Origin of the sequence: Nautilia sp. PV-1 (assembly GCF_004006315.1) — a bacterium.
Taxonomy (GTDB): Bacteria; Campylobacterota; Campylobacteria; order Campylobacterales; family Nautiliaceae; genus Nautilia; species Nautilia profundicola_A.
Genome location: NZ_CP026530.1, coordinates 742,029 through 761,026, shown reverse-complemented (window position 1 = coordinate 761,026; position 18,998 = coordinate 742,029). Strand labels below are relative to the sequence as shown.

At 36.4% G+C, this 18,998-nt stretch carries 23 protein-coding genes; 6 read left to right on the top strand and 17 right to left on the bottom strand.

The features are described 5' to 3' along the window. Positions 1 to 14: 14 nt before the first annotated feature. Positions 15 to 926, bottom strand: a complete 912-nt coding sequence (locus tag C3L23_RS04160) for a phosphatase (RefSeq protein ID WP_127680134.1) — start codon at positions 924 to 926, stop codon at positions 15 to 17. Positions 927 to 985: 59 nt separating this feature from the next. Beyond that, positions 986 to 2,221, bottom strand: coding sequence for a glutamate-5-semialdehyde dehydrogenase (locus C3L23_RS04155; RefSeq protein ID WP_127680132.1), 1,236 nt, complete (start codon positions 2,219 to 2,221; stop codon positions 986 to 988). Positions 2,222 to 2,440: 219 nt separating this feature from the next. Here C3L23_RS04155 and C3L23_RS04150 point away from each other — a divergent pair, with 219 nt between their 5' ends. The 3 genes from C3L23_RS04150 to C3L23_RS04140 all read left to right on the top strand — a co-directional run bounded on the left by C3L23_RS04150 (position 2,441) and on the right by C3L23_RS04140 (position 4,618). Then, positions 2,441 to 3,442 (top strand): NAD(P)-binding domain-containing protein, encoded by a 1,002-nt coding sequence (locus tag C3L23_RS04150; protein ID WP_127680130.1) that lies wholly within the window; start codon positions 2,441 to 2,443, stop codon positions 3,440 to 3,442. A 107-nt stretch (positions 3,443 to 3,549) separates the two neighbouring features. Further along, positions 3,550 to 4,287 (top strand): NAD-dependent deacylase, encoded by a 738-nt coding sequence (locus C3L23_RS04145; RefSeq protein ID WP_127680128.1) that lies wholly within the window; start codon positions 3,550 to 3,552, stop codon positions 4,285 to 4,287. Position 4,288: 1 nt separating this feature from the next. Then, positions 4,289 to 4,618, top strand: coding sequence for a NifB/NifX family molybdenum-iron cluster-binding protein (locus tag C3L23_RS04140; protein WP_127680126.1), 330 nt, complete (start codon positions 4,289 to 4,291; stop codon positions 4,616 to 4,618). A 4-nt stretch (positions 4,619 to 4,622) separates the two neighbouring features. On the opposite strand, the gene C3L23_RS04135 is transcribed toward C3L23_RS04140, so the two are convergent. Beyond that, entirely contained in the window at positions 4,623 to 5,819 is a 1,197-nt protein-coding gene (locus tag C3L23_RS04135; RefSeq protein ID WP_127680124.1) for an NAD(P)/FAD-dependent oxidoreductase, read from the bottom strand. Positions 5,820 to 5,970: 151 nt separating this feature from the next. On the opposite strand from C3L23_RS04135, the gene C3L23_RS04130 reads away from it, so the two are divergent. Together C3L23_RS04130 and C3L23_RS04125 are read left to right on the top strand one after the other, a co-directional pair. Beyond that, on the top strand, positions 5,971 to 6,240 hold the full coding sequence (locus C3L23_RS04130) for a DUF134 domain-containing protein (RefSeq protein WP_127680122.1): 270 nt from the start codon (positions 5,971 to 5,973) through the stop codon (positions 6,238 to 6,240). A 22-nt stretch (positions 6,241 to 6,262) separates the two neighbouring features. After that, positions 6,263 to 6,856: a NifB/NifX family molybdenum-iron cluster-binding protein gene (locus tag C3L23_RS04125; protein WP_127680120.1), complete on the top strand. Its 594-nt coding sequence runs from the start codon at positions 6,263 to 6,265 to the stop codon at positions 6,854 to 6,856. Between the two features lie 7 nt (positions 6,857 to 6,863). Here C3L23_RS04125 and C3L23_RS04120 read toward each other — a convergent pair whose 3' ends face one another. The 9 genes from C3L23_RS04120 to queC form a co-directional block, all read right to left on the bottom strand. Next, positions 6,864 to 7,550, bottom strand: coding sequence for an ATP-binding cassette domain-containing protein (locus C3L23_RS04120; RefSeq protein WP_127680118.1), 687 nt, complete (start codon positions 7,548 to 7,550; stop codon positions 6,864 to 6,866). Continuing rightward, positions 7,547 to 8,119, bottom strand: coding sequence for a DedA family protein (locus C3L23_RS04115; RefSeq protein WP_127680116.1), 573 nt, complete (start codon positions 8,117 to 8,119; stop codon positions 7,547 to 7,549). Before C3L23_RS04115 ends, C3L23_RS04120 begins: the two co-directional genes overlap by 4 nt. Then, the gene (locus C3L23_RS04110; RefSeq protein ID WP_127680114.1) at positions 8,119 to 9,327 is read right to left on the bottom strand and encodes an MFS transporter; all 1,209 of its coding nucleotides are present in this window, start codon (positions 9,325 to 9,327) and stop codon (positions 8,119 to 8,121) included. The genes C3L23_RS04115 and C3L23_RS04110 overlap by 1 nt, the downstream gene beginning before the upstream one ends. 89 nt (positions 9,328 to 9,416) lie before the next feature. Then, positions 9,417 to 9,752: a hypothetical protein gene (locus tag C3L23_RS04105; protein ID WP_127680112.1), complete on the bottom strand. Its 336-nt coding sequence runs from the start codon at positions 9,750 to 9,752 to the stop codon at positions 9,417 to 9,419. A 96-nt stretch (positions 9,753 to 9,848) separates the two neighbouring features. Then, positions 9,849 to 11,876, bottom strand: coding sequence for an ATP-dependent helicase (locus C3L23_RS04100; RefSeq protein WP_127680110.1), 2,028 nt, complete (start codon positions 11,874 to 11,876; stop codon positions 9,849 to 9,851). 48 nt (positions 11,877 to 11,924) lie between these two features. Beyond that, the gene (fliW, locus tag C3L23_RS04095; RefSeq protein WP_127680109.1) at positions 11,925 to 12,287 is read right to left on the bottom strand and encodes a flagellar assembly protein FliW; all 363 of its coding nucleotides are present in this window, start codon (positions 12,285 to 12,287) and stop codon (positions 11,925 to 11,927) included. A gap of 64 nt (positions 12,288 to 12,351) precedes the next feature. Beyond that, complete coding sequence (locus tag C3L23_RS09475) at positions 12,352 to 12,519, bottom strand: hypothetical protein (protein WP_168175703.1); 168 nt, start codon at positions 12,517 to 12,519, stop codon at positions 12,352 to 12,354. A gap of 88 nt (positions 12,520 to 12,607) precedes the next feature. Next, the gene (gene argB, locus C3L23_RS04090; protein ID WP_127680107.1) at positions 12,608 to 13,450 is read right to left on the bottom strand and encodes an acetylglutamate kinase; all 843 of its coding nucleotides are present in this window, start codon (positions 13,448 to 13,450) and stop codon (positions 12,608 to 12,610) included. Positions 13,451 to 13,475: 25 nt separating this feature from the next. Continuing rightward, positions 13,476 to 14,144, bottom strand: a complete 669-nt coding sequence (queC, locus tag C3L23_RS04085; protein ID WP_127680105.1) for a 7-cyano-7-deazaguanine synthase QueC — start codon at positions 14,142 to 14,144, stop codon at positions 13,476 to 13,478. 171 nt (positions 14,145 to 14,315) lie between these two features. Between queC and ybeY the strand changes: the two genes are divergently transcribed. Beyond that, positions 14,316 to 14,735 (top strand): rRNA maturation RNase YbeY, encoded by a 420-nt coding sequence (gene ybeY / locus C3L23_RS04080; RefSeq protein ID WP_127680102.1) that lies wholly within the window; start codon positions 14,316 to 14,318, stop codon positions 14,733 to 14,735. Here ybeY and C3L23_RS04075 read toward each other — a convergent pair. The 5 genes from C3L23_RS04075 to ppk2 are packed head-to-tail and all read right to left on the bottom strand — an operon-like array spanning position 14,732 to position 18,995. Then, positions 14,732 to 15,964, bottom strand: coding sequence for an RNA polymerase factor sigma-54 (locus tag C3L23_RS04075; RefSeq protein WP_127680100.1), 1,233 nt, complete (start codon positions 15,962 to 15,964; stop codon positions 14,732 to 14,734). The genes ybeY and C3L23_RS04075 overlap by 4 nt on opposite strands. Further along, positions 15,961 to 16,680, bottom strand: a complete 720-nt coding sequence (gene lptB / locus C3L23_RS04070) for an LPS export ABC transporter ATP-binding protein (RefSeq protein WP_127680098.1) — start codon at positions 16,678 to 16,680, stop codon at positions 15,961 to 15,963. Before lptB ends, C3L23_RS04075 begins: the two co-directional genes overlap by 4 nt. Continuing rightward, complete coding sequence (tsaE, locus tag C3L23_RS04065; protein ID WP_127680096.1) at positions 16,668 to 17,069, bottom strand: tRNA (adenosine(37)-N6)-threonylcarbamoyltransferase complex ATPase subunit type 1 TsaE; 402 nt, start codon at positions 17,067 to 17,069, stop codon at positions 16,668 to 16,670. Before tsaE ends, lptB begins: the two co-directional genes overlap by 13 nt. Before the next feature lie 17 nt (positions 17,070 to 17,086). Beyond that, complete coding sequence (gene trpD / locus C3L23_RS04060) at positions 17,087 to 18,070, bottom strand: anthranilate phosphoribosyltransferase (RefSeq protein ID WP_127680094.1); 984 nt, start codon at positions 18,068 to 18,070, stop codon at positions 17,087 to 17,089. A 19-nt stretch (positions 18,071 to 18,089) separates the two neighbouring features. Beyond that, positions 18,090 to 18,995: a polyphosphate kinase 2 gene (gene ppk2, locus C3L23_RS04055; RefSeq protein WP_127680092.1), complete on the bottom strand. Its 906-nt coding sequence runs from the start codon at positions 18,993 to 18,995 to the stop codon at positions 18,090 to 18,092. Between the last annotated feature and the right edge of the window lie 3 nt (positions 18,996 to 18,998).

Here is an 18,998-nt window from a genome sequence, read left to right as displayed (position 1 = left end):
TATACCGAATATTATTATTTATTTTTTTCACACTCTTCTATGGCAACGCCTTCTCTGAGCCCGTCGTCACAGACCACACATTCTTTGAATTTCGCAATTTTGAATATTTCTTTAAATATATAAATACCGCTGATAATCAAATCCCCTCTCCCGACTCCTACAAGTTCTTCTCTTTTTTTCATTTCCATTTTCATTAGTTTTTCAGCCCAGTAATCCAGATCCTCCATAGTAACTATAGTGCCGTTAACCCTGCTTCCGTCGTAAGTGGAATAGTTCATTCCGAGTTTCAAAGCGGCAAGCGTTGTAGGCGTTCCGCTGCTCGCAACGAAAAGTTTAGGTTTTCTTAATGTATTAAAAGCAAAATCAAGAAAGTTTTTAATATCTTTTACTTTCTTTTTAACGGCAAATTTAATGGCTTCGGGAGTTTTATGTTTTTGTGTAATGGTTACAATTCCGAGCCTGAAACTCTCACTTACGATGTTTTCTTTATTTTTAACGGTAATTTCGGTACTTCCTCCTCCTATATCCACCAAAAGAAAATGATTGTAATTAACATAATCACATTTCTCCAAACATTTTTCAACTGCTACGGCGGTATATTCAGCTTCTTGCTGAGGAGAAATTATTTCAAATTCTATTCCGGTTTTTTCTTTAATTTTTCCCAGTACATAATCTCTGTTTTTGGCCGCTCTTAAAGCTTCAGTCGCAACGGCTCTGATTTTTTCGTTTTCAGACATATTAAATCTCTGCTTCATATCGTTTATTGCATTAATAACTCTTTGTATTGCTTCATCCGTTATACCGTCCGTTTTAACAAGTTTATCGGCGGTTTTGACTATTCTTTCGAATTCGTCCAGTTTGGTATGTGTCGCACAGTCATATTTAACGGCTCTGATTGTGTTGCTGCCTAAATCTATAGCTACCACTTATTCTCCTTATCATTTATTATTTGTTTAACAAAATCAGCCAAAACGGCATTTCACTGCTATTTTCTGATCTGGCCGTTTCCGTATATTTTATATTTATATGTTGTCAGATCATCAATTCCCATAGGACCTCTGGCATGAAGTTTATTGGTCGATATTCCGACTTCAGCACCGAAACCGAACTCTCCTCCGTCCGTAAATCTTGTAGAAGCGTTTACGTATACGCACGCGCTGTCAACTCTGTTTAAAAACTCTTCGCTGGCCGTATAGTTTTCAGTGATTATAGAATCGCTGTGGCCTGAACCGTATTTTTCAATATGTTCAATCGCCTCGTCAACCCCTCCGACTATTTTTATAGAGAGAATTTTATCTAAATATTCAGTATTCCAGTCTTCTTCATCCGCTTTATTTATATTTATAACTTCCAGTGTTTTCTCACATCCTCTAAGCTCTACACCCTCTTTTTCCATCTCTTTTTTTAATTCTGGAAGTATTTTATCTTTTATATCATAATCAATTAAAAGCGTTTCAACGGCATTGCATACACCAGGGCGCTGAACTTTTGCGTTTACGCAGATTTTTACCGCTTCTTCGATATCCGCGTCTTTATGCACATAAATATGACAAAGCCCTTTATCATGTTTGACTACGGGCACTTTTGAATTTTCGCTTACAAATTTAATCAGTTTTTCCCCGCCTCTAGGAATTATCAAATCAACATATTTATCTTCCTGGATAAGTTTATAAACACCTTCTCTGGAATAATCCGGAAGCAGTGAAACCGCTTCTTTAGGAAGAGAATTTTTTTCTAATACGTTTTGTAAAATATTTATTATTGAAATATTGGAATGCATGGCTTCCTTGCCGCCTTTAAGGATACATGCGTTTCCGCTCATAAAACATAGCCCCGCGGCGTCGCTTGTTACGTTAGGTCTGCTTTCGTATATTATCCCAATAACTCCGATAGGTATTTTTACCTTTTCAATTCTAAGACCGTTGTCCAGCTTCCATCCGTCTATGATTTTACCCACAGGGTCTTTAAGCTTAGCAATATCTTTTAACGCTTCGGCCATGGAGTTTACTCTTTTTTCATCAAGTAAAAGCCTGTCTATTAATGCGGATGAGAGATTGTTTGATTTTGCAAACTCAAGGTCCTTTTTATTTTCTTCAATAATCTCGGCTGCGTTTTCAATCAAAGCTTCAGCCATTTCATTTAATACTTTTCTTTTTACATCAGCTGTAAGGGTGGCAGTTACTCTGGACGCTTCTTTTACTTTTTGTAACACATCAGTCATTTGCTTCCTTTTTTATATATTATTTTACCAAATTAAGAGAATAATGACAATATTATCGTATTTATGGTGAATAAATATTCATTTATAATATGCTTGTTATAAATATTTCTTTTTAGTGTTACTTTTTTACACGTTTTTTCTTAAGAAAATAACTGATTATTACAAAGAGGTCTGTATGCGAATATAGTGCGTTATAATTCAAATAAAAAAGGAGTCTATATGTCTTTAGATAAAGTATTAGACATAGTGGTAATAGGTGCCGGGCCTGGTGGAATTGCAAGTGTAATAGAAGCAAAACTTGCAGGAATTGAAAAAGTTATTGTTTTGGAAAAAGCAGACAATCATTCAGATATGATCAGAAAATTTTATAAACCTGGCAAAAGAGTGGATAAAGACTGGCAGGGTAAAAAATTCGAATTTGAAGGAAACGTTACATTTGAAGAATGTTCAAAAGAAGAATTCCTTGAGCAGATGGAGAAAAAAATCCAGGATGCCGGAGTAGCTGACAAATTCAAATATAATCATCACGTATATGCGGTAGAAAAAAATAGCAATGGTTTTTTTGAAATTGGTTCAGACCACGAACTAGGCGTAATTCAGGCAAAAAAAGTAATTATCGCGATAGGCAGAATGGGCAAACCTAACAAACCTGGATATAAATTCCCTGGAAAAATCAGACCGAGACTTAATTTTAATCTGGACAAAGTTCAGCCTGGCGAAAAAGTAATGGTAGTAGGCGGCGGAGATACAGCCGGAGAATATGCATACGGACTTGTAGATATGAATATCGGATGTGACGTAACACTAAACTACAGAAGAGCCGAAATCACAAGAATGAACCCTACAAATAAAGAAATAGTAGAAAAATACATAGCTGAAGGAAAACTTCACTCAAAACTGGGTGTTGACGTTGAGAGCGTTGAACCTTATGAAGAAGACGGTGTAACTCCTCCGAGAGTAAAAGTTAATTTTAAAGACGGAACAAGCGAAGTTTACGACAGAGTTGTATATGCTCTTGGAGGAACAAGCCCTGTTGATTTTCTTAAAAACAGCGGTATCGAGCTTAACGAATGGGGAGAGCCTGCATATAATGAAGAAACAATGGAAAGCAACGTGGAAGGTTTATATGTAATCGGTGACGTTGTTACAAGCGCGGGAAGTATCGCACTTGCATTTAACCATGCATACAGAGCGGTAAAAGATATAGCAAACAAAAAATAACTCTTTTTTTCCCTTCTTTACTTTATTCATTTTCTAATCCGTCTTATAATTTAACATTTGTATTTATGCTAAAATTTTTAAATTAATATTTATAAAGGAATATAAGAATGGATAATTACAAAAAAGCTGCAGAATTAATAAAAAATTCCAAAAAATGCATCGCTTTTACCGGTGCCGGCATTTCAGTAGAAAGCGGCATACCTACATTCAGAGGACCTGACGGACTTTGGAGCAGATATGATCCAAAAATACTAGATATAGATTATTTTACCGTAAATCCCAAAGAAGCCTGGGAAAAAATAAAAGAAATTTTTTACGATTATATGCAAAATATTAAGCCGAACGACGCGCATTATTTTTTGGCGGATTTAGAAAAAAAGGGGCTTTTAGAAGCAGTAATAACACAGAATATTGATAATCTCCATCAGGAAGCCGGAAACAAAAACGTAATAGAATTCCACGGAACCGCAAAAAATCTGGTATGTATGAACTGTTTTAAGAAATACGATTCAAAAGATATAGATTTAAACGATCTGCCTCCGCTGTGTCCTAAATGCTGGGGAGTTTTAAAGCCGAATTTTGTTTTTTTTAAAGAACCTATCCCTAAAAAAGCTCTGGAAAACTCTCTTGAGCTTGCACAAAACTGCGACTGTATGATTGTAATCGGTACAACCGGAGAAATTCAGCCGGCAAGCCAGATTCCTCTAATCGCTAAACAAAACGGAGCCTCTATTATCGAAATAAATATAGAAAAATCAAACTATACAGACACTGTAACAGATATTTTTCTTCAAAATCGTGCTACAATTGCTTGTAATAATCTAAAAAAAGCATTGGAGGAATGAAATGAAAATCGCGGTTCCGACTTCAAATGAAAAAACTATTTGTGAATTTATTCCTTTTTGCAAATATTTTTTACTTTACGATACAGAAACAAAACAAAAAAAACTGATAAACAACCCTATGTTTGACATAGTTAAAGAAAAACATATTAAAAAAAGAGACTGCGGTGAAAACGCTCTTCATACAGGAGAGATAATCCCTCCCCTGCTTAAAAATTATGATGTAGAGCTTTTAATTGCACAGAAACTAGGCGAAGGAATGCTTGATAATCTGGAAGTTTATAATATAAAATACAAACTTACTGATGAAAAAGAAATAGAAAAAGTTATCTGATTTCCTACATTCCCGGAATTCTAGGAAATCTGTTTAATTTTGAATTTTTGAAATACCAACCCCACCCTTTTTTCATCCAGTGTCCGATAATAGGCAGAGGAATTAGTATTGCTCTTTTATTGTTTCTGAAAACAAACGCCGCACCGTCACCGCTGTCCATTACACATAAAATATTAATATGAGAAATATATTCTTTTCTGATTTCTTTTCCTTCTTCCATCATTTTAATATTAAATGCGGTAACCCTTGCCATTACTTCGGCCAAATGTCCCTGTTTAGCCCTCCAGTCGGGACCGTCAATCGCCGCACTGTCGCCTATTGCAAAAACAGGAAAAACATCGCTGCTTGTTTCGTCAAAATCATGATTAACCTCGCAGTATTCGTTAACTTTTATAAATCCGGCTTCATTTAACGGAAGACCTGTATCTTTAAACAGCTCCGGACCGTTTCCGGCCGGAATAAACATTGTTAAATCACTTTCAAGTTTGCTTCCGTCTTCAAAAATGATTCCGTCTTCAACAAACTCAGTAATTTTTTTGCCTTTGACCTGTTTGATATTAAGTCTTTCAAACCACATATCCATAATTTCCAGCGCTTTTTGTCCCATTCTTGCGCCCGGTTTAGGCATCGGTGCAAAAAATGTTATTTCGAATTTGTCTCTTATTCCAAGTTTTTTCAATTTATTATGTACGTTAAACATAAGCTCAAAAGCAGGACCGCCTCTTACGTTACTAGGATCTTTAGGATTTCCTCCAAATCCGAATGTCAGCTTTCCATGCCCCCTTTTTATGAGTTCGTCAAGTTTTTCTTTAATTTTAATAGATTCTTCAGGAGCACCGCATATAGACAGAAAATGTTCACTCCCTTTATGTTTGACTTTATCAGCACCGATGGCGATTATAAGATAGTCAAACTCGCACTGCTGCTGCTCGTTTTCACATACAACTTTTTTATTTTTAATATCTATTTTTTCAACTTTATTGTATTTAACCTCAAAACCGTGGACTTTTCTCAAATCCTCCCAGTCAATGATACAGTCTTCAAAAGTATATTCACCGGTAGGAATCCAAATAGAAATAGGATATACGTACATATATTTTCTGTTTGTGATAACAGTTACATCAAAGCCGTATTTTTTAAGCCATATCGCACTTTCCAAAGCTGCAAATCCGCCGCCTAATATTAAAACTTTTTTAGCCATAAATTTATCTCCTTAAAAATTATAAAATCGATCGAAGTATAACAAAAAATTATTTTCATTTACCAATTATAAGATAAAATTATCAAAATATATTGACATATGTTCAAAAAAGTTGTATAATTTCATTGAGCATATGTTCAAGGAGGTTTAAATGCCAAGAAGAATCAGAAGACGTATCAGGGGAAATTTTAACAATATCTGTTTTAAACCGTGCGGAATTCCGGCACATGATTTACAAACCGTAACTTTAACGAAAGACGAATTAGAAGCAATCAGACTTGCCGATCTTGAAGGTCTTTATCAAGAAGAAGCAGCCAGCAAAATGGAAGTTTCAAGACCGACATTCGGAAGAATTTTAAGCAATGCAAGGGCTAAAATAGCCGATGCCATTATAAATGGCAAATCAATAGAATTAATATAAAAAAACTTTTAAGGAGGGTAAAATGAGAATAGCAATACCTACAAACAATAAAAAAACACTTTCACCGCATATAGGATTATGCAAAGGGTTTTTAGTAATAGACACCGATACAAACGAACAGTTTTATATCACAAATCCTGTAATGGAGAAAATTCAGGAAGAACACATTAATTTAAAAGACCTGCCTGAAGGCAGCAGAGGTTTCGGAACAGGCAGAATAATTCCTCCTCTGTTAGCAGAAGCGGGTGTTGACGTGCTTGTTTCTGACGAATTCGGAGAAGGAATGATCAGAAACCTTGAAGCCGAAGGTATCGGATATGTTATCACTGATAAAAAAAATATCGATGAAATAATTAACGATATCAAGGAGGGAGAAATGAATACTCAGTACAATTCAGAAGCTTTTGATTTTCCAAGAAGGGCATCAAGAGGTTACGGTTTCGGAAGAGGACAAGGTTTCGGTTTTGGCAGAGGCCAAGGTTTTGGAAGAAGAGCAGGACTTGGAAGAGGACAGGGATTTGGAAGAAGAAGAGGTTTCGGATTCGGAAGAGGCCAGGGATTTGGTTTTGGCAGAGGCCAAGGCTTCGGGAGATTCGGAAGAGGATGGGAAGACTAATCCTCTTTCATAATCTTATTTTTTCTTCTTCTATATCAAACAGATAACTCAAATCGCTTTTTTTCAATTCAAAAGTCTCTTTTACAATACGACCGTTTTTTAACATAAATATTTTTTTATTTTTTAAAACCTCATCGAAATTATGGGTAATTAAAATCAGTTTTTTATCCAGTTCCCGTATTAAATCATAAAACTGATATCTGGCTTTAATATCAAGACCGTTTGTAGGTTCGTCAAAACAGATAATTTCAGGATCGTGCACAAGCGCTCTTGCTATTAAAACCTTTTTTAATTCTCCCAAAGAAAGAGTGGAAACATCTTGTGAGGCGTTAATTTTAAACATCCTGCAAAGCTGCTCGGTTTTTTCTTTTTCATAATCTGTAAAATCAAAAAATTTATATACAACCAACGCTTCTTTAAACGCTGAAATAACTGCATCGTATACGGTAATATTTTCGTTTTTGAAAAAATACTCCAAATCGCTGTTTACAACACCGAATATTTTTCTTGCTTCATTTAATGTAAGTTTATTTCCTAAAATATTGCGTTTGACAAGTTTTTGAGGATACAGCTCGTGTGTTATTACTTTCAAAAGAATACTTTTTCCGCTGCCGTTAGGGCCTAAAATGGTAAAACTGTCTTCAGCACGAAGATTTATGTCTAAAAAAAGATGTTTAAACTCAAGCTCTATCATTTTTTCCTCTTAATATATATTACAGTGCCAAGCAGCAGTAAAATTATAAGAGCTAAAGTAATTTCTCTTAAATATCTGTGTATAAGCTGCTGGTTTTCTCCTATATAATATCCCAGAAGAGCCAAAACAGTAACCCAGATCCCTGCTCCAAGCGCGGTATAAAAAGTAAATTTTGCCGGATGCATTTTAGCAAGTCCGGCCGGAAAAGATATATACTGTCTGATGCCCGGAATCAGTCTCCCGTTAAATGTGGATATCTCTCCGTGCTGTTCAAAAAATTTTTCAATTTTATTCAAATGGTGTTCTTTTAAAAATTTAGATACGGCTTTTCTGCCTGCGCTGGCAGCCAAAAGATAATTAAACCACGCTCCTGCGACGGATCCTGCAGTTCCGGCTAGTACAGCAATAACAATGTTCATTTCACCCCTGCTGGCAAGATATCCCGCAGGCACCATTACAATTTCGCTTGGAAAAGGGAAAAAACTGCTTTCTAAAAACATCATTATAAATATTCCCGCATACCCCATATCTCCTACAGTTGCCACAATCCAGGAAATGATTTCGTTCATTATACAGCCTTAAGCCTTGTTGCAAAAAACAGTCCTATAAAAAGCATTACTATTGTAAAAATATACAGCACGTTATATCCGAACTTCTCAAGGATAAACCCGCCCGGAATTGCAAAAAACAGACCAATGGATGTCAGATTGTTTTGCAAAGCCACATATATCGGTCTTTTATCTTCGGGAGCTATTTCAAATAAGAGATTTAACCCGCTTATTTTAAATCCGTCCATAGCAAAACCTATTAAAAAAAACACGAGCGCATACATATACGCATTTTTTGCAAATAAAGCCACCACAAAAGCAAGGATTATACTTATAAAAGCCAAAATTATAATTTTTTTATATTCCGGCGCCAGTTTTTTCCAAACAAGATTTCCGATAAGCGCTCCAAGCATCTGTATGGTTACAAACCCCCCTATCAGCCATCCTGTCAGATGTATGGTCTGATTTGCTTTAAGAATTACAAAAGGAAAAGCAAAAAGAAAAGAGTAGCTGAACAAAATAGTCACTATCTGAATCTGAAGCGCTTTATCCATTTTTAAAAACTTAAAAGCGTTTTTTAAAAACTTCCAAAAGCTCTCTTCTTTATGTCTGATATTTTCTTTTACAGGCTCTTTTATTGTTGCGAAAGCCAAAAGACCGAGTCCGAGCAAAAAAGAGCTTATCATAAAAAGATATGCGTAACTTTTAGGAGGTTCGAAATTACTCAGCACCCATCCTGCAATACCTCCGCTTATTATTGAAGCTATCGCGGCAAAAAACTGTCTGTTAGCCATAGATTTTCCGCGTTCGGTCTTATCGAAAATCTTTGCAATTATTTCACTGAAATATATGCTTCCGAATCCTGCGGAAAAACTGAAAATAAACAGCCCGATTCCAAACACCCACAGAGTAAGGGCAGGATTTTTGTCCCCGATAAGCAAAATAGCCAGTCCTATCATAAACCAGCTTATAAACCTTGCAAGAAAGACTTTTCTCATATAAGGCATTACTTTTTTATATCCCTGAGCATAAAAAGCAGCAAAAAGCTGTACCGCAATCGCCCCTCCTCTAAGCAGTGAAGCAAACACTCCCACAAGAATAACGCTTTGACTGAAATGATGAACGATCAGAGGCAAAATTGTACTCGGTTCAGCCACTGCCATTGCTATGGCAAGAAAAAAACCGTGAAGTACGTTTTTAATGTTGTTTTCTTTATAATTCGGAGACAAGAAAGTCCTTTTTGAAGCGAATTGTAGCAAAAAGGAAAGAAACTCTCAATATTTAGTTAATGCACAGCCTGTGCACTTGATTTTTACATTCAGCCGGGAGGTATTTTACCGTTGATAATACTGTTCCAAAAGACTTTTAAGTCTTTCAAATCGCCTTTTTTTATAATTTTTTTAATTCCCTCGGCGATTTTAGGATTAATTTTTTCAACTTTTTTTAATAACAGCGTTGCGTTGTTTTCAAAATATTTGTTTAACTCTTCAGGAGTTACAATATTCAGCTTCCTTAACAGATAAGGAGATTTCAATTCTCTTCCGGAGCTGTATTTAATATATCTGATATAGTCTCTGTATCCTTTGACATAAGGGCTTAAAGCAAACAAAGACGATACGAAAACCAGCAGCAGCAGTAATCTTGTCACTTTCAATTTAGATCCTTGATTTCATTTTTCAAAATGATTTTCTTTATTATATTCATTGAAACTTAAACTTCACTTAATTATAGTGAATTTATATTCAGTTTTTTATTTTACTTCTATTTTATAACCTGCTTCGCTTAAAAATCTGCTTGGTTCGTAAGAGAGATTTCTGATTCTGTCATTTTTGGCAAGACATAAAAACAGCCTGTCTTTTGCCCTTGTAACGGCTACATAAAACAGACGCCTTTCTTCTTCAATACCGCCTGCCGGTTTTGAAAGTTTTATATTCGGAAATCTTTTTTCCATCAAATCCACAAGATAAACTTCTTTAAATTCAAGGCCTTTGCTCGCATGAACAGTCAGAAGGTTAACCCCTCTTCCCTCGCTCATTTCATTTGCTCCTAAAACCATAGCGTTTAAAAATTTTTCCAAATCGTTGTAATTTCTTAAAAGATTGCCTAAAACCTTAACTTTATTTTCTATTTTTTCAAGAGCTTCAAGATATTTTTCTTCAATTATTTTACCGTTTTTATCTTTGCTTCTTTCTTTTGCAATATTCTGTATTATATGTTTAAACGTTTTGCTGGCAATAATTTCATTAAAAACGGAATGCGGATTTTTAAGTTTATTTAATCTTTTTAGCAGCTTATAAAAATTATATAAAAACTCCCCTCCTTCAACAGAAAGTTTCGGATGTTTCAGTATCGGGTTTGCCAGGAACACTTCATCCATTCCTACGCTTTTAAACTTGCTTACGCTTCCAAGCTGGGCAAAATCGTCAAACAGTCCCAGCTGGTATGAGGTTTTTTTCTTTGTAAACACCTTTTTTGAAAGGTCAGGATTTAAAAAGCCTTTTTTTGCGTCTCCGTCTCCCAGAGTCATCAATGCTTCAAATATTTCATTCGCTATAGCGCTTCCGACTCCTTTTGCGTATTCAAAAATATGTATAAATGCCATAATATCCTTTGGATTAACAATGAAAGTCAGTATATCCAATGTAATTTTTATCTCTCTGGAATCAAAAAAACTGACCCCGCCTTTTCTTCTGCACTCAATTCCTTTTTCCCTAAGCATTGCCTCTATCGCGTCTGCACTTGAATTATTACGGAACAGTACGGCTATTTCGTCCCTGCTGACGCTTGAATTAAGAATTCTGTTTGCAACATCCCTGTATTCCTCAAAAGTATCGTTATAATAAAGCACCTTAGGCCATTCTCCGGAAAATCCCCTTGTAACTTCCAGATTTTTAGGATAAATTCTCGGATTATTCGCTATTACTTTATTTGCGATTTCCAAAATTTCGCCGTAACTTCTGTAATTTTTCTTAAGGGTAAAAACGTTCGCATCGGGATAGCGTTTGTCAAAAGTGGAAATAATACTTATGTCGGCTCCGTTAAAGGCATAAATACTCTGGTCATAATCACCTACACAAAAAAGCGAACTTTGTTTGATGCTTTCAATCAGTTCGTTTTGCAGGGGGTTTGTATCCTGGTATTCATCCACAAGCACTTCTTTAAACGGCACTTCAATGCCGTTTTTAAGCTCTTCAATCATTCTAATCAAAAGCGAATTAAAATCAACCAACCCGTGCGCTTTTTTAATTTCCTCATATTCATCGAATATACTCTCATAAACCAGTGCATACTCTTCCTGCAAAGGGGCTCTTTGAGCAAGCCATTCACTAAAATCATCCGCGTTGGAATTTAAAAAAAGCGAATACAGATCAAACAGATAATTGGAACTGTAAGGCTTTTCCTCGCCTCTTATACGCAAAAAATCGCGTTTGTCATAAATAGATTTAAACAGTATTTTCAAATCTTTAGGCTGTTTTAAAACAATATTTTTATTAAGCCTTTTAAGCCATCTGTAACTTACGGCGTGGAACGTGCCCGCTTCTATATTTTTAGCCTCCGGTAAAAAACTTCCGACCCTTTCTTTCATTTCGTTTGCGGCTTTGTTCGTAAACGTTAAAAGCAGTATTTCTTCAGGTTTTATCCCTTCTTGAAGCAGATAGGCTATTCTTCCCACTATTGTAGAAGTCTTGCCTGTTCCGGCGCTTGCTATTACAAGATTGTGTCCAAGATCAGCCGTCGCAGCCTGCAGCTGTTCTTTATTAAGTTTAGAAAGCGGCAACATATGTCCTTTAGATTGTTTTGGAGTGGAATTGTAGCAAAGGAAGAATTAATTTAAAAATTCTCCCATTTTTTCAAAAGTTTCATTTTCTAAAATAACCTGAGCACAGGTCTGATTGTCTAGATTGAATAAAAAAGGCGCTTTAAAATTAACTATAGATTCGGTAACAGGCTCTTTCATTACGATATTGTTATAAACTTCTATTTTAGAATTTTCGTTTATATTCAGCAGGGCTTTTACATCTGAAGGCACATCAAACGAATACTCTCTCAGGGCAAAAGGATTAATCAAAGAAAAAAGAACTCTTCCCTCTCCGTCTTTCAATACAGCTATAGTGTCGTCAACTTTGGAAAGTTCCACTTCTTCAACGTTTTCAAATCCCGGAATAGGCTTTTTTACTTTAAACTTCATACTCTCTCCTTTTAGATTTTGGTTTATTTTAACATAATGAAAGGAAAAATCGCTCCGATAACCGCTATTCCCCAGGTTTTTTTACACCTTTTAAAAAATTGCTCAGATTTTCTTCAAATCCCAGAGCAAACATTACCAAAACTATACCTCTCTCACCCAGAAACTCTAATCTGTGATCCCTGCTGAAAAGACTGAGATTTCCAAGCACCGCTTCGAAAATTATAAACCACAAAACATCAACGCTGTTTGTTTTTTAGCTGTTATTTTCGTTGCAAACACCGTCAAAAAAAGTAAAAAAAGCTCGGTCCATATGTAATGCATCAGTTTTCCTTGATTTCAGTACCTATACCTTCGCTTGTCAATAATTCGAGAAGTATTGAATGTTCAATTCTTCCGTCAATTATATGCGCTTTTTCAACGCCTCTTTCCACCGCTTTAAGGGCGGCGTCAACTTTAGGTATCATTCCCCCGGCTATAGTGCCGTCTTTTTTCAGTTTTTCTATTTCGTCTTTTTTTAAAGAGCTTATTAAGTTTTTATCTTTATCCAGAACGCCCGGAGTATCCGTTAAAAAGATAACCCTTTTTGCATCGATGGCAGCGGCTATCTCACTTGCGGCGGTATCGGCGTTTATATTATATCCCGGATGTGTGGCGCTGTCTCCCGCTGCAATAGGCGCGATTACAGGTATAAGGTTTTCGCTTAAAAGTTTATTTACAAAAACGCCGTCTATTGATGTAATTTCACCGGTATAGCCTACAAGCGATTTTGCTTTCATAAAACTCATATCCTTACCGTTGATTCCTATGGCTTTTGCACCGTGCTGGTTAAGCATATTTACAATCTCTTTATTTATCTCTCCGCTTAAAACCATTTCCGCTATTTTTATAGATTCGGCCGTAGTAACCCTTACGCCGTCTTTAAATTCTGTTTTAACATTAAGAGCCGTTAAAATTTCTGTAATTCTTTTCCCACCTCCATGAACTATTACGGGTTTTATACCTACCATATAAAGCATAAGAATGTCTATTGCAAACGATTCTTTCAACTTTTCATCTATCTGAGCGGCTCCTCCGTATTTAATCACGATTGTTTTTCCGTAAAACTTTCTGATAAACGGGAGCGAGTCAAGCAGTGTTTTTACGGTTTCTATTTTCTTTTGCATAATTCTCCTTTTTACACTGTTTTTATTATTTTGTTTTATAAGGTATAGGGTCTTTGCTTCCGGCTTTTTCAAATCCTTTGAGCCTGAGTCTGCAGCTGTCGCACACCCCGCATGCTTCGTCTTCGTATTTATAACAGCTCCAGGTAAGATTCAGAGGCACTCCGTATTCTATTGCGGTTTTTACAATATCTTCTTTTTTAAGATGCACAAGAGGCGTTTTTATTTCTATTTTCGTTTCGGGTTTTGTTCCGGAATTAATAGCATTTTGCATATTTTGTATAAAATCTTCCCTGCAGTCCGGATACCCGCTGGAGTCCTCTTCGACTACACCGATATATATGGCGTCTGCTCCTTCTTTCTCCGCTATTGCCGCTGCTATGGAAAGAAAAATACCGTTTCTAAAAGGCACGTATGTTACAGGAATACCGGGTTTGACCCCGTCAACAGGAACATCAATGTTCTCATCCACAAGAGCGCTGGCGCCTATCTGCTTAAAAAACGGTATATCGATTATATATCTGTTATCCAGATTTAAATAATCACATATGTCGTTAAAGGCTTTAAGCTCTCTTTTTTCGGTTCTCTGCCCGTAATTAAAGTGCACGGGAATTATCTCGTAACCTTCGCTTTTTGCTATAAACGCCGCAGTCGTTGAATCCATACCGCCGCTTAATATGACTACCGCTTTTTTCATTTGCCGCCTTTTCTTGAATTTTGCATAAAATTATTTTGAGAAAATATCTGCAACGTTACGGTCGAAATCTATGATTTCGGGTACCGTAGTGAAGCCGTTTGAAAAAATAATTCTTATGAAAATTTTTAATCAATAATTTTTTATTATAATTTTACTAAAAAAGGCTCCTTAATGATAGATTTCGACAATAGAACGTCTTACGAATTTGATACAAATAAACTAAACGATATTTACAATTTGCTCACAGACAGAGATATAGAGCTTATTTTAACAGACGATGAAGAAATAAAAGAAATAAACAGACAGTTCAGAAACAAGGACAAAGCAACGGACGTACTCAGCTTTCCTCTTGAAGATATGCCTGGTATGCCGCTTGGCAGTATTGTAATTTCAATAGACACGGCAAAAAAAGGCGCAGAAGAGTTCGGTCATGACACAGATGATGAAATCAAACTGCTTTTTTTACACGGACTTTTACACCTTTTGGGATACGACCACGAAACAGACAATGGAGAAATGAGAAAAAAAGAAGAAGAAATTATCAAAAAACTGAACCTTCCAGCAAGTCTTATAATTAGAAACGAAGATTAAAAGCTTATTTCGCCTCCGACTTTATAAATTCTTTTTCTTTCCCTGCTTGTCGGGATTTTAAGCTGATCCCTGTATTTGGATATCGTACGTCTTACGAGGTTCAAATTATATTTCTGATTAATAATTTCAGTTAGTTTATCATCGCTTAAAGGTTTGTTTTTGTCTTCGTTTTTTATAAGGCTTTTTATTTCTTCTTTAATCTGATTGGAAGAAGTATCTTCGTCAAGTGCTACCGAGAAAAAGTTTTTTAAAGGAATTATACCTCTGTCACAAAGAAGATATTTATTTGAAATCGCCCTGCTTATCGTAGAAGGCGCATATTCAAGCTCATCTGCGAGGTCTTTAATTTTCATAGGTTTTATAATCCCGCCCTGAAAAAACTCATACTGAAGCTCCACTATCATAAGAGCTATTTTTTTAAGAGTGGCTTTTCTCATTTCAAGCGCATCTATTATATTTCTCGCTTCTTTAAACTTTTCTTTTGAAAAACTGTTTTTATTTTCCGGATCTTTTACGTTTATTTCCGGATAATGCTCGTCGTTTATTCTTATTTCCAGCTCCCCGTCAATATTTAAAACTATAATTTCAGGTATTATTTCCTCATCTTTAATATACTCCATGGCCGGAACGACTTTGAGCTGTTTGATAATTTTCATGGCTTCTTGATATTTAGGCTCCTCTGTAAATTTGTCTATTCTTTCAAGATACATTATCATCTCTGTTGCCAGTTTGTAAACGTCTTCAGGCATATCAATGTTTTGAAGCTGAAAATACATGCTTTCTTTTAAATCCTTTGCTCCGACGCCTGCGGGGTTTAGATACATAAATCTTTCTCTGATTTTTCTGACCTTCTCACTGTCGACACCGAGCCTTTTTGCTATTTCCTTCTCATCCCCTTCAAAAAACCCTTCGCTGTTAATGTCTTCTATAATTTCATACGCAATTTTTTTCGATTTTTCGGTCGGAAAAAGATTGGATTCTTCAATCTGTTTAAGCAGCGCTTCATACAGCGTTTCTTCACTGAGTGTCAAAGCTTCTATTTCATCGGCGTTTGCGTTTTTCAAATTACTGACGGTAACAAATCTTTTATTTCTGACTTCAATATACGGATTTTCTTTGCTTATTTCTTTTATTTCTTCAAAAAGCTCGTCAACACCGGCTTTTAGTATAGGCAAAAAACCGAGAAGTTTTGTGGAAAGTTTGTTTGTTACTTTTGTCTTTAACTTCATAGTTTAAAATCTTCCCCCAAATAAGATTTTTTTACTTCCGGATGATTAACGATATGTTCGGCGTCTCCGTGTGTTAAAATCATACCGTCTTTTAATACATATGCCCTGTGGCATATGGAAAGGGTTTCTCTGACGTTATGATCGGTGATAATTACACCGATATTTTCTTTAGCCAGCAGTTCTACGAGATTTTTAATATCATTAACGTTTACGGGGTCGACACCGGCAAACGGTTCGTCCAAAAACAGAAATTTAGGTTTGGGTACAAGCGCTCTGGCAATCTCAACCCTTCTTCTTTCCCCTCCGCTGAGATTTATTCCTTTTCTTTTTCTTATAGGCTCAATATTGAATTTTTCAAGCAGATCTTCAACTATTTCGTTTTGAGTTTTCTTATCATAATACTGTTCGGCCACTATATAAAGATTGTCCTCAACACTTAAATCCCTGAATACCGAACTCTCCTGAGGCAGATATCCTATACCGAGCCTCGCTTTTTTATGCAGAGGCAGTTTCGTAATATCTTTCCCGTCCATCAGAACCCTGCCCTCATCAGGCTGTAAAAGACCGCAGATAAGATAAAACGAAGTCGTTTTCCCTGCACCGTTCGGACCAAGCAGTCCTACAACTTCCCCTCTTCTTACATTTAGGGAAACTCCTTTTATTATAAGTGTTTTTTTAAATGCTTTTTTTAAATTTTCCGCAACTAATTTAGACATTCATATACCCTTTTATTACCGTCTATCGTAATTTTTATTTTCAAATAATCAAGTCCGTAAGTTTTTAAAACTTCTTCAAGCCCTTCTCCCCATTCCAGAAAATGCCATCCGTCTTTTTCCAGCTCTTCAAGCATCCCGAGAGCCAAAAACTCCCCGCTTCCCTTGTTATACAAATCATAATGGTATACAGTGTCGGCGTATATATTCTGAATAGCGAATGTAGGAGATGTAACAGTGTCGTTTAACCCTTCGTTCTTTACAAACTCCTTAACAAGCGTTGTTTTTCCGCTTCCGAGCGTTCCGCTGAGGATTACAATATTTTTACCGCTCTTTTTTATACATTCCGTAACTTTATTCAAATCTTCTAAACTGTTTACCTCTATTCTCAATTCTCAACTCTCCATTTTCAATTCAGTTTATTGCTGATTTCAATAATTTTTTCAAGATGTTTCAACGCTTTTCCGCTGTCTATAACCTCAGCGGCCATAGCTGTACCGTCTTCCATCGAATTAACCTTGCCGTCTACATATAATGCCGCTGCGGCGTTTAACAGTACGGCTTTTCTTTTGTCGTCTTTTATCTCACCGCTTAATATTCCTCTGGTGATCTTCGCATTTTCCGGGGCGTCTCCTCCTATAAGATTTTCTTTCCTGCCTTTAAGACCGAAACTTTCCGGTCTGATAAGCAAGCCTTTAAGAATGATACCGTTATAATAAACGGCTTTTGTAGGTTCTTCCACGCTTATTTCATCCATTCCGTCTAAAGAGCTTACGACCATAGCGCTTTTTACGTCCATCAAACTGAGCGCCGCTGCGATTTTTTCAACAAAATCCGGTGAAAAAACGCCTAAAAGATATTTTCTGGCCCCTGCAGGATTGGTCAGCGGACCTAAAATATTGAATATTGTTCTGTGAGGCAGGGATTTTCTTATCGGCATAATATATTTCATTGCAGGATGATGGTTAATCGCAAATATAAACGTAAATCCGACCTCTTCTAACATTTTCACCTGATTTTCCGGGCTCAAATTCAGATTGATTCCGAGAGCTTCAAGCATGTCGGCGCTTCCTGACTTGGAAGTTATGCTTCTGTTTCCGTGTTTAGCGACATAGCTCCCTGCCGCCGCTAATAATAAAGCCGTTGTGGATGATATATTAAAGCTGTTGGATTTGTCTCCTCCCGTTCCGACTACGTCTATTAATTTCTCCCTATGCTCTTCGCTTACCGGAAGTTTAATGCTGTGTTCCCTCATTACATCCGCCGCCGCCGCAATCTCAGCTGCCTCTTCACCTTTTTCGTATAAACTTACAAGAAGATTTTTCGCTTCTTCCTCGCTTAATTCATTATTAAAAAGCTTTTCAAATTTCTCTCTTGCTTCACTGTAAATCATCAACTCTCCTTAAAATAAATTAACTAACGAATTTACCGCTTCTTATTCTGTCGGCTTCCATAATTTCTATTTCCCTCGCGCCGCTGACAACTATTCCGTCATCAGGTACGTAATCAAGTTCTTCGTTTCTGTCAGGGTAGTCCACCGCATTTAAAATAACTTTCATAGCGTTAAGACGGGCTAAATGTTTGTTGTCGCTTCTTATTACAGTCCAAGGAGCGAAATGCGTATGGGTGGCTTTTAGCATTTTATATTTCATTTCTGTAAACTCATCCCATTTATCCTGTGCCTGCAGGTCTATTTCGCTGAGTTTCCACTGTCTTAAAGGATCCCTTCTTCTTTTGTCAAATCTTCTTGCCTGTTCCTCTTTTGAAATAGAAAGATAAATTTTAACCAGAATAGACCCTTCCATTACAAGAGATTTTTCAAACATAGGGACTTCCTGCATGAACGTTTCATACTGCTCAGGAGTGCAAAACCCGAAAACAGGTTCCACCATCGCCCTGTTGTACCAGCTTCTGTCAAACAGCACCACTTCTCCTCCGTGAGGCAGCTGTTCTACGTATCTCTGGAAATACCATTGTGTTTTCTGCACGTCGCTCGGCTTTCCGAGTGCCACGACTCTGTAGTGTTTTTCATTCATATATCTGACTATTCTTCTTATGGTTCCGCCCTTGCCTGCCGCGTCTCTTCCTTCAAAAAGAACAACCATTCTTTTTTGATTGTCTTCAAGATATTTTTGCATTTTAATCAGCTCGGCCTGGTAAGGCTTTAATTCCTGCTCCTGTAAATATTTTCTTATAGCTTTTTTATTTACTTTTTTTAAATCGACATATTCGTTTATAAGATCGTTAAGAGGCATCTTTTTATTCCCGACAAGTACGTATTCCGGATTTTGCAGTTCGTTTATATTTATCTCTTTCATTTG